13 protein-coding genes are annotated in these 12,851 nt (G+C 63.0%); 2 read left to right on the top strand and 11 right to left on the bottom strand.

Going from position 1 to position 12,851, the window contains the following annotated elements; all coding sequences use genetic code 11:
* Positions 1–5 precede the first annotated feature (5 nt).
* Positions 6–533 carry a YceD family protein gene (locus tag OIU19_RS23065; protein WP_186556915.1) on the bottom strand — a complete coding sequence of 176 codons (528 nt, stop codon included), beginning with the start codon at positions 531–533 and terminating at the stop codon, positions 6–8.
* Positions 534–628: 95 nt separating this feature from the next.
* Between OIU19_RS23065 and OIU19_RS23060 the strand changes: the two genes are divergently transcribed.
* Positions 629–1,207 carry a nucleoside triphosphate pyrophosphatase gene (locus OIU19_RS23060; RefSeq protein ID WP_264236951.1) on the top strand — a complete coding sequence of 193 codons (579 nt, stop codon included), beginning with the start codon at positions 629–631 and terminating at the stop codon, positions 1,205–1,207.
* 38 nt (positions 1,208–1,245) lie between these two features.
* Here OIU19_RS23060 and sppA read toward each other — a convergent pair whose 3' ends face one another.
* The 3 genes from sppA to rluC are packed head-to-tail and all read right to left on the bottom strand — an operon-like array spanning position 1,246 to position 3,881.
* A complete protein-coding gene (gene sppA / locus OIU19_RS23055; RefSeq protein WP_264236949.1) occupies positions 1,246–2,235 on the bottom strand; it encodes a signal peptide peptidase SppA in 990 nt (329 codons plus the stop codon).
* A gap of 2 nt (positions 2,236–2,237) precedes the next feature.
* A complete protein-coding gene (locus OIU19_RS23050) occupies positions 2,238–2,918 on the bottom strand; it encodes an HAD family hydrolase (protein WP_264236948.1) in 681 nt (226 codons plus the stop codon).
* Between the two features lie 6 nt (positions 2,919–2,924).
* Entirely contained in the window at positions 2,925–3,881 is a 957-nt protein-coding gene (gene rluC / locus OIU19_RS23045) for a 23S rRNA pseudouridine(955/2504/2580) synthase RluC (protein ID WP_264236947.1), read from the bottom strand.
* Positions 3,882–4,634: 753 nt separating this feature from the next.
* Here rluC and rne point away from each other — a divergent pair.
* A complete protein-coding gene (rne, locus tag OIU19_RS23040) occupies positions 4,635–7,904 on the top strand; it encodes a ribonuclease E (protein ID WP_264236946.1) in 3,270 nt (1,089 codons plus the stop codon).
* 183 nt (positions 7,905–8,087) lie between these two features.
* Here rne and murB read toward each other — a convergent pair whose 3' ends face one another.
* The 7 genes from murB to OIU19_RS23005 are packed head-to-tail and all read right to left on the bottom strand — an operon-like array spanning position 8,088 to position 12,633.
* Complete coding sequence (gene murB / locus OIU19_RS23035; RefSeq protein WP_264236945.1) at positions 8,088–9,107, bottom strand: UDP-N-acetylmuramate dehydrogenase; 1,020 nt, start codon at positions 9,105–9,107, stop codon at positions 8,088–8,090.
* Positions 9,104–9,568 (bottom strand): low molecular weight protein-tyrosine-phosphatase, encoded by a 465-nt coding sequence (locus OIU19_RS23030; RefSeq protein WP_264236944.1) that lies wholly within the window; start codon positions 9,566–9,568, stop codon positions 9,104–9,106. Before OIU19_RS23030 ends, murB begins: the two co-directional genes overlap by 4 nt.
* A complete protein-coding gene (kdsB, locus tag OIU19_RS23025) occupies positions 9,568–10,332 on the bottom strand; it encodes a 3-deoxy-manno-octulosonate cytidylyltransferase (RefSeq protein WP_264236943.1) in 765 nt (254 codons plus the stop codon). Before kdsB ends, OIU19_RS23030 begins: the two co-directional genes overlap by 1 nt.
* Positions 10,329–10,514 (bottom strand): Trm112 family protein, encoded by a 186-nt coding sequence (locus OIU19_RS23020; protein WP_028633616.1) that lies wholly within the window; start codon positions 10,512–10,514, stop codon positions 10,329–10,331. Before OIU19_RS23020 ends, kdsB begins: the two co-directional genes overlap by 4 nt.
* A 42-nt stretch (positions 10,515–10,556) precedes the next feature.
* Entirely contained in the window at positions 10,557–11,567 is a 1,011-nt protein-coding gene (gene lpxK / locus OIU19_RS23015) for a tetraacyldisaccharide 4'-kinase (RefSeq protein WP_264236940.1), read from the bottom strand.
* On the bottom strand, positions 11,567–12,001 hold the full coding sequence (locus OIU19_RS23010; protein WP_264236939.1) for a biopolymer transporter ExbD: 435 nt from the start codon (positions 11,999–12,001) through the stop codon (positions 11,567–11,569). The genes lpxK and OIU19_RS23010 overlap by 1 nt, the downstream gene beginning before the upstream one ends.
* A complete protein-coding gene (locus OIU19_RS23005) occupies positions 11,998–12,633 on the bottom strand; it encodes a MotA/TolQ/ExbB proton channel family protein (RefSeq protein ID WP_186556935.1) in 636 nt (211 codons plus the stop codon). Before OIU19_RS23005 ends, OIU19_RS23010 begins: the two co-directional genes overlap by 4 nt.
* Positions 12,634–12,851 lie beyond the last annotated feature (218 nt).

The following is a 12,851-nucleotide window of genomic DNA, read 5'->3' as shown; positions in this document are numbered from 1 at the left end:
AACTCCTAAACGTTTGGGTCACGCTTTAACTGCGCCAAGACACTGAACGGGTTGGACCGCGTTACCTCGTCCTTGCTCGATTCGGGCTCGTCTGCGCCCGCCGGCTGCTGGCATTCTTCCGGATGATGAGCAGGCACGATGGGCAAGGCGAGCAAAAGCTCTTCCTCGATCAGCGCCTGCAGATCCAAAGGATCTTCGCCCAGTTCCAGCACGTCATAGCCTTTCGGCAACGACTGGGTATTCGCACCCTCCTTCACCACAGCGTAGGAACACTCGCTGTGAATCGGCAGGGTGACCAGCTCAAGACAACGCTGGCAAACCATTTTGACTTCGACGTCGAGTTCACTGTGGATAACCACAGCGTTCTGTTCGTCTCGTTCAAAATCGAACTTCGCCTGCACCGTACCGACATTGTCGGAAAGCGGGTCGCAGAGTCTTTCCAAATCAGCGAGTTGCAGCGAACCTTGGAGGGTTACGCCACGATCGGCTAATTTGCGCGGGTCAACGTGAGGTGGAATCGGGTCATTCAACATAGGCGCAGCATTCTAGGGATGCCCCCCGCCCCTGTCAAAGGAAATTCGGCGGCATCTGCCATGTTAGAATCGGATGATCTGCCCAGGAGTCTACCATGCTTCCCCTGTTATTGGCTTCCAGCTCCCCTTACCGGCGCGAACTGCTCGAGCGCCTGCAGCTGCCCTTCACCTGGGCAAGCCCCGATATAGACGAGCAGCGCCTGGATGACGAGCCGGCTGTCGAGCTGGTTCGACGCCTGGCGCGGCAGAAAGCCGAGGCACTTGCGGGCAGCCACTCTGATCATCTGATCATTGGCTCTGACCAGGTTGCCGTGCTGGGCGAACAGATCCTTGGCAAGCCGCACACCTTCGATCGAGCGTGCGAGCAGCTGCTTGCGGCGAGCGGGCAGCACGTTACTTTCCTCACTGGCCTGGCGCTGTACAACAGCCAGACAGGCCAGTGCCAGGTCGACTGCGTGCCGTTTACCGTTGCAATGCGTGAATTGGACCGAGGACGCGTTGAGCGCTATCTGAGGGCTGAGCAGCCGTTTGACTGTGCTGGCAGCTTTAAAGCGGAAGGGTTGGGCGTGAGCCTGTTTCAGAGCACCCATGGCTGCGATGCGACCAGCCTGGTCGGCCTGCCACTGATTCGGCTGGTGGATATGCTGCTTAAGGAAGGGGTGCAGATTCCTTGAGAATTCTGGGGGCGCTTAGCCCCCAGACTCGTTCAACCTTAACGCAGGGTCGGCCCCTGGAACCCCATCCACATGGCCAAATGCTCAGCCACACTGGCACCAATGCGCTTGGAGAAACGATCGAACGGCGATTCCTGGACAGTGAAATCGACCAGGTTCTTCTCACCGACAATATCCCGCGCCACATAGCTGGCACTACCCAGACCATCCACCAACCCCAGCGCCTTGGCCTGTTCACCCGACCAGATCAGGCCGCTGAACAGCTCTGGATGCTCCTTGTCCTTCAGGCGCTCGCCGCGACCCTGCTTGACCATGGCAATGAACTGCTGGTGGGTCGTGTTGAGCACACCCTGCCAGAACTCGGTCTCTTCAGGCTTGGCTGGCGAGAACGGATCAAGAAACGCCTTGTGCTCACCGGCGGTGTAGGTACGACGCTCCACTCCCAGCTTGTCCATGGTACCGACAAAGCCGTAGCCCGCTGCGGTCACCCCGATCGAACCGACCAGGCTCGCCTTGTCGGCGTAGATCTCGTCCGCCGCACTGGCGATGTAATACGCACCCGAAGCCCCCAGATCGGCGATCACCGCATACAACTTGATCTGCGGGTACTCGGCCCGCAGGCGACGGATCTCGTCATACACATAACCGGACTGCACCGGACTGCCGCCGGGGCTGTTGATGCGCATCACCACAGCCTTGGTCTTGGCGTCCTTGAACGCCTCACGCAGGCTCTTGACGATATTGTCGGCACTGGCGGCCTCCTGGTCGGCAATGATGCCACGCACTTCGACCAACGCCGTGTGGCTGTCGCTGCGCGAGGCAGTGCTATCCATGCTCATCAGCGGCGAGAACAGGAACAGGATGCCGAACAGATAGAGGAACGTCAGCAGCTTGAAGAAGATGCCCCAGCGCCGCGCTCGGCGCTGCTCTTGCACTCCGGCCAGCAAGGTCTTCTCCAGCAGCTTCCAGCTCTTGCGATCTTCATCCTCGACCACCTCGGTCTTGGGCGCTTTCCACTCGTCAGCCATGCTCACCTACCTTGGAATTGAAGTTGCGCCGAACCACTCAACCACTGGCGCAACTGGGAAAAATGATCGATACAGACCTGCGGACCAAATTCAGCCAGCGCCTGCAGCGACATCGCGCCGTAGCCCACCGCCACCGAATGCATCCCGGCATTGCTGGCCATCTGCAGATCGAACGCCGAATCTCCGACCATCAGCGCCTGTCCGGGTTCGACCTGGCAATGCGCAAGAATCTCTTCGAGCATCAGCGGATGGGGCTTGCCGCGGGTTTCGTCGGCCGCCCGAGTGATGTCGAAGAATTGCTCCCAGCCATTGGCCTTGAGCACCCGATCCAGCCCGCGACGCGCCTTGCCGGTCGCCACCGCCAGACGATAACCCTCGGCACGAAAAGCATCCAGCGACTCCAGCACGCCTTCGAACAACGGCGAAGGCTGCTGATCGAGCGCCATGTAGACGTCGGCATAGTGCTGGCGGAAGACCTCGACCTGGACCGGCTCAAGATGGGGATAGAGCACCGAGATCGCCTCGCTCAGCGCCAGACCAATGATGCCCTTCACCGCATCTTCGGCGCTTGGCGCCTCGCCTGCACGCTCGGCCGCCAGGTTCATGGCCAGGACAATGCGCCCGATCGAGTCGGCCAACGTGCCATCCCAATCGAAGACCAACAGCTCATAGCGTTTACTCATCGACAATCAGCTCGCACTCAAGCGCTCCACGGTCTTGGCCCACATCTCATCGACCGGCGCCTCGACCTTCAGCTCGCCGCCATCGGGCAGCGGCACGGTCAGGGCATAGGCATGCAAGAACAGGCGCTTGCCCCCCAGCTCACGGATCTCGCGAGTGAAGTCCTCGTCACCGTACTTGCTGTCGCCGGCGATCATGTGACCGGCATGCAGGGTGTGCACGCGGATCTGGTGCGTACGACCGGTAATCGGCCGCGCCTCGACCATGGTGGCGAACTCGCCGAAGCGGCGCAGCACGCGGAACAGGGTCAGCGCGTCCTTGCCTTCGTCATTGATTTCGACCATGCGCTCGCCCGAGCGCAAGTTGCTCTTTTGCAGCGGCGCATTGACCTGCTTCTTCGATGTCGGCCAGTGACCGCGCACCAGCGCCATGTAGCGCTTGTCGACACCATCGCCGCGCAGGGCGGCATGCAGGTGGCGCAACATGCTGCGCTTCTTGGCGATCATCAACAGGCCGGAAGTGTCGCGATCCAGGCGATGGACCAGCTCCAGCTCCTTGGCATCCGGGCGCAGCTGACGAAGCGCCTCGATCACCCCAAAGCTCAGGCCGCTGCCGCCATGCACGGCGATACCGGCTGGCTTGTTGAGCACGATCAGCGCCTTGTCTTCATAGACAATCGCTGCCTCCAGGCGCTGCAACAGCGCCTGGGCGACCGGTACCGGCTCGTCGCGCTCAGGCAGCCGGACGGGCGGTACCCGTACGATGTCGCCGGCCTGGATCTTGTACTCAGGCTTGACCCGCCCCTTGTTGACCCGCACCTCACCCTTGCGCAGGATGCGGTAGACCAGGGTCTTGGGCACGCCCTTGAGGGCCGTGATAAGGAAATTGTCGATACGTTGGCCGGCAAGCTCCGGCGCGACTTCGATCAGCTGAACGCCGGAAGTCGGAGGGGTATTGGTCGTCATTGCTCGATCATAACAATTTTTTATGGAATTGAAGCACTTAATCATTACTGCTATAGTCGCGAACGCCGCCAAAAGCGGCAGGCCAGCGGCACCTGGCTCTACGCCGGGCCCTGACCATCGCAATTCTCGAGGACGCGAGGCCGTCCTACGGGGTTTTCGCCAGTTTACCGAAATGCCTGGAATCGCCACCAGCGCCGAGTAGAGAAGACCGAAAAAAAACGACAAGCGCGGTGTTTCACCTGCTTTCCCGCTTCTTTTCGCTGGACCTCTGCCCCGCCACCGTCGCTTCCGCGTCACACCCGGCGAATGCTTCGGAAATACCTGCCTTGGACATGAATGGCGTCAGCTTCTGAATCGAAGCTGGCGAAAAATGCAACCCGTTGCGGATTCAGCGCGCGGCAGCACCCGAATTTTCAGGGATACGTGCAGGGTGGAGATGTACAGCCTCCCGGATCGTGTAGCACGGCGTTCGGCCACCGGCCCTCTGTAATGGCCCGGCGAGCGAGCCTCGATGTTCTCCAGATGCCTACGGGCGTCCACGATTCACTGGCTGATTCCTCCTCCTGACTGAGTGCACTTGGCACCGCAGCAACAGGACGCGTCGTCGCGACCACGGCAGGCTGGGCAACCGGCTGGTGCCGAATGTCGCCGACACGGGGGTGGCTCGCTACCCTTTGCGCACCTTGGCACCGACCATGAGAAGTCGTGTGTGCCGAACGCCGTTTCCGGCAGCCCGGAAACCGACGGTACAACATGAAAAGAATGCTGATTAACGCAACTCAACCCGAAGAGTTGCGTGTAGCTCTGGTGGATGGCCAACGCCTCTACGACCTGGATATCGAATCCGGCGCCCGTGAGCAGAAAAAGGCCAACATCTACAAAGGCAAGATCACCCGGATCGAGCCCAGCCTCGAAGCCGCCTTCGTCGACTTCGGCTCCGACCGTCACGGCTTCCTGCCGCTGAAGGAAATCTCCCGCGAGTACTTCAAAAAGGCCCCTGAGGGCCGCGTCAACATCAAGGAAGTGCTCAGCGAAGGCCAGGAAGTCATCGTCCAGGTCGAGAAGGAAGAGCGCGGCAACAAAGGCGCCGCCCTGACCACCTTCATCAGCCTGGCTGGCCGCTACCTGGTACTGATGCCTAACAACCCCCGTGCAGGCGGTATTTCCCGTCGCATCGAAGGCGAAGAGCGCAATGAACTGCGCGAAGCCCTCAATGGCCTGACCGTGCCGGGTGACATGGGCCTGATCGTGCGCACCGCCGGCCTTGGCCGCAGCAGCGAAGAAATGCAGTGGGACCTGGACTACCTGCTGCAACTGTGGACCGCGATCAAAGAAGCTTCGCTGGACCGCACTGCGCCGTTCCTGATCTACCAGGAAAGCAACGTCATCATCCGCGCGATCCGTGACTACCTGCGCCAGGACATCGGCGAAGTGCTGATCGATAGCATCGATGCCCAGGAAGAAGCCCTGACCTTCATCCGCCAGGTGATGCCGCAGTACGCCAGCAAGGTCAAGCTGTACGAAGACAGCGTACCGCTGTTCAACCGCTTCCAGATCGAAAGCCAGATCGAGACCGCCTTCCAGCGCGTGGTCGACCTGCCTTCCGGCGGCTCGATCGTGATCGACCCGACCGAAGCCCTGGTGTCCATCGACATCAACTCGGCGCGTGCCACCAAAGGCAGCGACATCGAAGAAACCGCCCTGCAGACCAACCTGGAAGCGGCCGAGGAAATCGCCCGCCAACTGCGTCTGCGTGATATCGGCGGCCTGATCGTCATCGACTTCATCGACATGACCCCAGCCAAGAACCAGCGCGCCGTCGAAGAGCGCGTGCGCGAGTGCCTTGAAGCTGACCGCGCCCGTGTCCAGGTTGGCCGGATCTCGCGCTTCGGCCTGCTGGAAATGTCTCGTCAGCGCCTGCGCCCATCGCTGGGCGAAAGCAGCGGCATCGTCTGCCCACGCTGCTCGGGCACCGGCATCATCCGTGACGTCGAGTCGCTGTCGCTGGCAATCCTGCGTCTGATCGAAGAAGAAGCCCTGAAGGACCGCACTGCTGAAGTGCGCGCCCAAGTGCCAATCCCGGTGGCCGCGTTCTTGCTCAACGAGAAACGCAACTCGATCACCAAGATCGAACTGCGTACGCGCGCACGGATCATCATCCTGCCGAACGATCACCTGGAAACCCCGCACTTCGAAGTCCAGCGCCTGCGCGACGACAATCCGGACGTGCTGACCAACCAGTCCAGCTACGAAATCGCTGCCACCGAAACCGAGGAAGCGCCGCAACCGACCGCCGCCACTCGCACCCTGGTTCGCCAGGAAGCAGCGGTCAAGACGGCCCCGGCGCGCACCAACGCTCCGGTTCCTGCCGCAGCACCAGAACAGCCCGCCGCCCCTGCCGCAGCAGCTGCCAATGCGCCTGAGCCAAGCCTGTTCAAAGGCCTGGTCAAGTCGCTGGTCAGCCTGTTCGCCGGCAAGGACGAGCCTGTCGCTGCACCCGCTGCTACCACCGAGAAGCCTGCTACCGAGCGCCCACAGCGCAACGAAGAGCGGCGCAACGGTCGCCAGCAGAGCCGCAACCGCAACGGCCGCCGCGATGAAGACCGCAAGCCGCGCGAAGAGCGTGCCGAGCGCGCCCCGCGCGAAGAGCGGCAACCGCGTGAAGAACGCGCTCCACGTGAAGAGCGTGCACCACGCGAAGAACGCGCTCCACGCCAGGACCGCCGCGGCAACCGTGAGGAACGCCCAGTTCGCGAACTGCGCGAACCTCTGGACGCCGCACCGGCTGCCCGCGAAGAACGCGCTCCTCGTGAAGAGCGTGCACCTCGTGAGGAGCGCGCACCACGCGAAGAACGCGCCCCTCGTGAAGAGCGCACACCACGCGAAGAACGTGCTCCTCGTGAAGAGCGCGCACCACGCGAAGAACGTGCTCCTCGTGAAGAGCGCACACCACGCGAAGAACGCGCCCCTCGTGAAGAGCGCGCACCGCGTGAAGAACGTGCTCCTCGCGAAGAGCGCGCGCCACGCGAAGAACGCGCTCCTCGTGAAGAGCGTGCACCGCGTGAAGAACGCGCTCCTCGTGAAGAACGCCAGCCACGCGCTGCCGAACAGGCCGCCGAGCAGGCAGCGGAAATCGCCGACGAGCAACTGCCAAACGAAGAGCTGCTGCAGGACGAGCAACTGGAAGGCGCCGATGGCGAGCGTCCACGTCGTCGTTCCCGTGGCCAGCGTCGTCGCAGCAACCGTCGCGAGCGTCAGCGCAACGCCAATGGCGAGCTGATCGATGGCGATGAAGAAGCCACTGATGAGCAGCAGCCACAGCAGCCACAGCAGCACCGAGCGACCGAACTGGGTGCCGAACTGGCAGCTGGCCTGGCCGTCACCGCTGCCGTTGCCACCAGCAACATCAGCGCTGAAGCTGAGGCCCAGGCCAATCAACAGGCTGAAATCGCCACTGCCGAGGCCCCAGAGACTGCGACAGGCGAAGTCATCGCCCTGCCATCTGAGCCTAACGCCCAGGTAGAACAAACCGTTGCCGCCGCACCTGTGGTCGAGCAGCCGTTCAGCGAGCCGGTAGCCGTGGTCGAGCCAAGCGCCGAGCCAGTTGTCGAAGTGGTGCCGCAAGCTGTCGTTGAAGCGCCTGTCGCTGAAGCTGCTGAGCCACAAGTTGCTGTCGAGGCAGTAGCCAGCGAAACTCCAGCGGTTGAATCGGGTGAAGCCGAGAAAGCGCCGGAAGTTGCCGAAGCTGCACCGGTCGCACCGGTCGAGGCGCCAGCAGTTGAGCAACCTGCTGCTCCGGCTGTCGAAGCCAAGCCTGAGGTTGTCGAGCCAGCACCGGTTGCCGCTGAACCTGCACCGGTCATGCTGCCTAACGGCCGCGCGCCAAACGACCCACGTGAAGTGCGTCGTCGCAAGCGTGAAGCCGAGGCCGCCGCTGCTGCCGCAGCCGCAGCACAGGCTGCTGAAGCTGCGCAACCTGAAGCCCTGGAAACAACCGAAGAGCAGAAGCCTCATCACGGTTGATTGCAACGGCTGAATGAAAAAGCCCCGCCAGTGTGAACTGGCGGGGCTTTTTCATGGCTTTTGGTAATGTGCGGCCTGTACAAGCCTTATCGCGGGGCAAGCCCGCTCCCACGCAATAGATTCGATTACCTGGGGTACGTGGGAGCGGGCTTGCCCCGCGATAAGGCCATCACAGGCAGGCCCTCAATACAGATTTGGCTCCATCTCCAGCTCAACCCCAAACCGCTCGAGAATATCCGCCTGGATCTTGCGCGCCAGCTCATGCAACTGCACCCCGGTCGCCTGGCCATAATTGACCAGCACCAGCGACTGCAAACGATGCACGCCCGCATCACCCTCACGATGCCCCTTCCAACCCGCCTGCTCGATCAACCAGCCCGCAGCCAGCTTCACCTGGCCATTGGCCTGGGGATATGCCACCACACTCGGATAGCGCGCACGGATCTGTTCAGTCAGGGCAGCACTGACCACCGGATTCTTGAAGAAACTGCCGGCATTGCCCAGTTCGAGCGGATCCGGCAGCTTCTCGCGACGAATACTGCAAATCGCATCACTGATCGCCTGGGCAGTGGGCTGCTCGATGCCCTGCTCACTCAGACGCTGACGCACCGGCCCGTAGTCCAGGTGCGCCCGCAGCGTGCGATCGAGGGCAAAGCGCACCCGCAGAATCAGCCAACGCCCCGGCTCGCGCTTGAACAGGCTGTCGCGATAGCCGAATGCGCACTCTTCAAGGCCAAAATCACGTAGCTCGCCGGTCTGGCGATCCAGCGCCGTCAGCCCTGCGAATACATCCTTGATCTCCACCCCATAGGCACCCACGTTCTGCATCGGCGCAGCGCCTACGGTGCCCGGGATCAAACTGAGATTTTCCAGGCCGCTCAGGCCTTGCTCCAGGCTCCACTGGACGAAACCATGCCAGGGCTCGCCAGCCTCGGCCTCGACCACCACCCGATCGCCCTGCTCGCTCAGCACCCGGCGACCTCGGCTGGCCATATGCAGTACCAGGGCATCGATGTCATGGGTGAGTAACAGGTTGCTGCCACCACCAATCACCAGCACTGCAACATGCCGCTGCGCCGCATCGGCCAGCGCCGCACGCACGTCAACGTCATTGCGCGCTTGAGTGAAATAGCGCGCCTTGACGTCGATGCCGAAGGTGTTGAACGGCTTGAGCGAGACCCGCTCCTGCCACTGCGCGGTCATAGCCGCCCCTTGATTTCCACGACCAGCTCCTGGCAGGCCGCCTCGATCAGGTCCAGGACCTGCTCGAAGCCGTCGGCGCCGCCGTAATACGGGTCGGGCACTTCGTCCAGCGCCGCGCCATAGCGGCGCAGGAACAGATCGAGCTCAGCGCTTGCCGCGTGCGGGCGCAACGCCTGCAAATGGGCAAGGTTGCTCTTGTCCATGGCCAGCACCAGATCGTACTCGGCGAAATGGCCAGCACTGACCTGCTGGGCACGCTGCGCCGACAGGTCGTAGCCGCGGCTTAGCGCTGCACGGCAGGTACGCGCGTCGGGCGCCTTGCCCACGTGCCAGTCGCCCGTCCCGGCAGACGCTACGTGGACCTGGTCAGCCAGGCCGGCAACCTGCAATTGATGGCGCAACACACCCTCGGCCGTTGGCGAACGGCAGATATTGCCCAAGCAGACGAACAGAACGCGCATCAAACCTCCAGCAAGCGCCGAACGCGCTCCAGGTCTTCAGGGGTATCGACACCCACGGCAGGCGCCTCGATGGCGTCCTCGACATGAATGCGCACGCCATGCCACAACGCCCGCAGCTGCTCCAGCGCCTCGGTTTGCTCGAGCCAGCACGGGCCCCAGCTGACGAAGTCTTGCAGGAAGCCCACGCGGTAGGCGTACATGCCGATGTGGCGACGATAAGGCACTGCATTCGGCAGTTGCTCACGATCCTTGGCGAAGGCGTCACGCGCCCAGGGCAGCGGCGCGCGGCTGAACGTCAAGGCCAGGCCATGCTTGTCGCTGACGACTTTGACCGCATTGGGGTTGAACACCGTCTGCGGCTCATGGATCGGCTCGGCCAGGGTGGCGATGCCCGCCTCAGGGTGCGCCGCCAGGTTGGCCGCCACCTGATCGATGATCACTGGCGGAATCAGCGGCTCGTCACCTTGCACATTGACCACGATGGCATCGCTGGGCAGACCCAGGTGCGCGGCAACTTCGGCCAAACGGTCGGTGCCGGATTCATGATCGGCGCGCGTCAGCAGCACTTCGGCGCCGAACGCCTGGCACGCCTCGACGATGCTGGCATCGTCAGTGGCGATGACCACGCGGCTGGCACCGCTCTTACGCGCCTGCTCCCACACGTGCTGGACCATCGGCTTGCCGGCGATCGGCAGCAATGGCTTGCCCGGCAAGCGCGTCGAGCGCAGGCGAGCGGGGATCACCACGGTGAAATTCAGGCTCATTTGTCCAGACGCTCGTCGTCAGTCAGGGTGCGCGCTTCGCTTTCCAGCATGACCGGGATGCCGTCACGCACTGGATAAGCCAGGCCTGCGCCTTTACTGATCAGCTCGGTCTTGTCGGCGCTGAGCTTGAGCGGGCCTTTAGTGATCGGGCAGGCCAGGATGTCGAGCAGTTTGGTGTCCATGGAAGCTTCCTTGAGGCCAGTGGCCGGAAAAATGAATAGGGCTCAGGGCTGACGGCGCGCAGGCAGCAGGCGCTCGAGCTGAGCGTCGAACCAGCCGACGAAGGCTGGCGAAGGCTGCGCTTCGACCGCCAGGTACCACCAGTCGTCAGCGGCGAACGCGCGGCACTTCACCGCATCTTTTTCAGTCATTACCAGCGGCAAAGCCGGGCTGAACGTCAGCGCCTGGGCAGAGAACTGCGCATGGTCGGCGAAAGGATGCGGCACAGGCTGCCAGTTTAGCCCCAGCAGGGTGTTGAAGAAACGTTGTGGGTTACCAATACCAGCCACCGCGTGCAGGGCCTGGCCGGGCGGAAAATGCTCAAGCGAATGGCGCTTGCCGCTGCGCAGGTTGATCAGCGCTGAGGGCTGCAACTGGAAGGCAAAACCGCCATCACGGTCGCCGCTCGCGCCGTTGTACAGAACGGCATCCGCGTCTTGGAGACGCTCGACCGGCTCACGCAGCGGGCCTGCCGGCAGGCAGCGGCGATTGCCCAGTCCACGCGCAGCATCGATCAGCACCAGCTCAAGGTCGCGGGCCAGGCGATAATGCTGCATGCCGTCGTCACATAAGATCAGGTCCAGCGGCTCGCTGGCCAACAGCGCCTGCACGGCGCGGGAGCGATCAGGGTCGATCATCAGCGGCACGCCGGTGCGCTGGACGATCAGCAACGGCTCGTCGCCTGCCTGCTCTGCACTGTGAGTCGCCTCGACCCGCCAGGGCAACTGCGCAGGCTTGGCGCCATAACCGCGACTGACCACGCCCACCCGCAGCCCCTGACGGCGGCAGTGCTCGATCAGCCAGAGGATCATCGGCGTCTTGCCGGTACCGCCAACAGTGATATTGCCCACCACGATCACCGGTACGGGGGCGCGGTAGCTGGCACTCTCGCCGCTGAGAAAGCGCGCACGCTTGCGCAGCACTACGCGCCGGTACAGCGCCTCCAGCGGGCGCAACAGGGCCAAGGCCGGATGCCCGGCATACCAGGCCTCCAGCAGACGATCGGCGAAAGCCATCAGGGCGTCCCCGGCGCCGCCTCGACGGTGGTTATGCGCAGTTGGCTGAAACCGAGCTTGCCGGCAGCATCCATTGCGGTAACCACAGCCTGGTGCGGCGTCTTGCCATCAGCACTGATCGACAGCGGCAACTGGGTGTCGCCACCGGACTCCTGCTGCAGCGCCTCGGTCAGGGTCGCCAGGTCGCTCTTGGGCAGCAGGTGGTTGTTCACCGAATACACGCCGTCGGCGCTGATGGTGATGTCCACCCGCTTACCCTCGTCGGCGCTAGGCGGCGCGGCCGTGGTGGCCTCCGGCAGCTCGACGCGCAGCTGGTTCTCGCGGGTGAAGGTGGTGGTGACGACGAAAAACAGCAGCAGCACGAACACCACGTCGATCAACGACGCCAGGTTGATGTCGACGTTCTCGCGCTGGCGATTGCGCCGAAACTTCACGCCTTGCCTCCAGCCACTTCCACTTCGCGGTCACCCTGCACGACCTCGACCAGCTTGATCGCCTCTTGCTCCATGCCCACCACCAGCTCATCGATACGACGCAGCAGGAAGCGGTGGAAGAATACCGCCGGGATACCGACCATCAGGCCTGCGGCCGTGGTGACCAGGGCCTTGGAGATACCGCCGGCGAGCACCGAGGCGTTGGCCGTCATCTGCGAGCCCATGAAGGCGCTGAAGATATCGATCATGCCCAGTACCGTGCCGAGCAGGCCGAGCAGCGGTGCCATCGCAGCGATGGTGCCCAGGGTGCTGATGTAGCGCTCCAGCTCATGAATGACGCGCGAGGCGGCCTCTTCGATGCACTCTTTCATGATCTCGCGGCCATGGCGCGAGTTGGCCAGGCCTGCGGCAAGGATCTCGCCCAGTGGCGAATCGGCGCGCAGGGCCTTGAGCTTGTCACTGGTGAGCTGCTTGTCCTTGATCCACATCCACACCTGGCCGAGCAGGTGCGGCGGGGTCACGCGACTGGCGCGCAGGGTCCACAGGCGTTCGGCGACGATCGCCATGGCGGCGATGGAGCTCAGAATGATCGGCAGCATCATCCAACCACCGGACTTGACCAATTCCCACACAGTAAGCATCCCCTCGGAAAAAGGCCGCCACTCTAACATAGGACGCAGGTCGCCTCATCTGCCGGAGGTCGCAATGCGCAGCAGCGCATCGCTCCAAATCCGCTGACAGGCCACAGGCACTGGGCTACCCCCGAGAAGCTGGATTGGTATCCAACTTCTCGGGGGCCGTCCACACCGTGGGAGCGGGCTTGCCCCGCGAAGAGGTCGGCCCAGCCTAT

Source organism: Pseudomonas sp. BT-42-2, from assembly GCF_025847435.2.
In the GTDB taxonomy this organism is placed as follows: domain Bacteria; phylum Pseudomonadota; class Gammaproteobacteria; order Pseudomonadales; family Pseudomonadaceae; genus Aquipseudomonas; species Aquipseudomonas urmiensis.
The sequence above is the reverse complement of the archived record's forward strand: the minus strand, read 5'-3'. Positions and strand labels throughout refer to the sequence as shown.

Bases quoted from the DNA above. Each gene is read 5' to 3' on its own strand.
- OIU19_RS23065 (WP_186556915.1), bottom strand. From the start codon at position 533: ATGTTGAATGACCCGATTCCACCTCACGTTGACCCGCGCAAATTAGCC.
- OIU19_RS23060 (WP_264236951.1), top strand. From the start codon at position 629: ATGCTTCCCCTGTTATTGGCTTCCAGCTCCCCTTACCGGCGCGAACTG.
- sppA (WP_264236949.1), bottom strand. From the start codon at position 2,235: ATGGCTGACGAGTGGAAAGCGCCCAAGACCGAGGTGGTCGAGGATGAA.
- OIU19_RS23050 (WP_264236948.1), bottom strand. From the start codon at position 2,918: ATGAGTAAACGCTATGAGCTGTTGGTCTTCGATTGGGATGGCACGTTG.
- rluC (WP_264236947.1), bottom strand. From the start codon at position 3,881: ATGACGACCAATACCCCTCCGACTTCCGGCGTTCAGCTGATCGAAGTC.
- rne (WP_264236946.1), top strand. From the start codon at position 4,635: ATGAAAAGAATGCTGATTAACGCAACTCAACCCGAAGAGTTGCGTGTA.
- murB (WP_264236945.1), bottom strand. From the start codon at position 9,107: ATGACCGCGCAGTGGCAGGAGCGGGTCTCGCTCAAGCCGTTCAACACC.
- OIU19_RS23030 (WP_264236944.1), bottom strand. From the start codon at position 9,568: ATGCGCGTTCTGTTCGTCTGCTTGGGCAATATCTGCCGTTCGCCAACG.
- kdsB (WP_264236943.1), bottom strand. From the start codon at position 10,332: ATGAGCCTGAATTTCACCGTGGTGATCCCCGCTCGCCTGCGCTCGACG.
- OIU19_RS23020 (WP_028633616.1), bottom strand. From the start codon at position 10,514: ATGGACACCAAACTGCTCGACATCCTGGCCTGCCCGATCACTAAAGGC.
- lpxK (WP_264236940.1), bottom strand. From the start codon at position 11,567: ATGGCTTTCGCCGATCGTCTGCTGGAGGCCTGGTATGCCGGGCATCCG.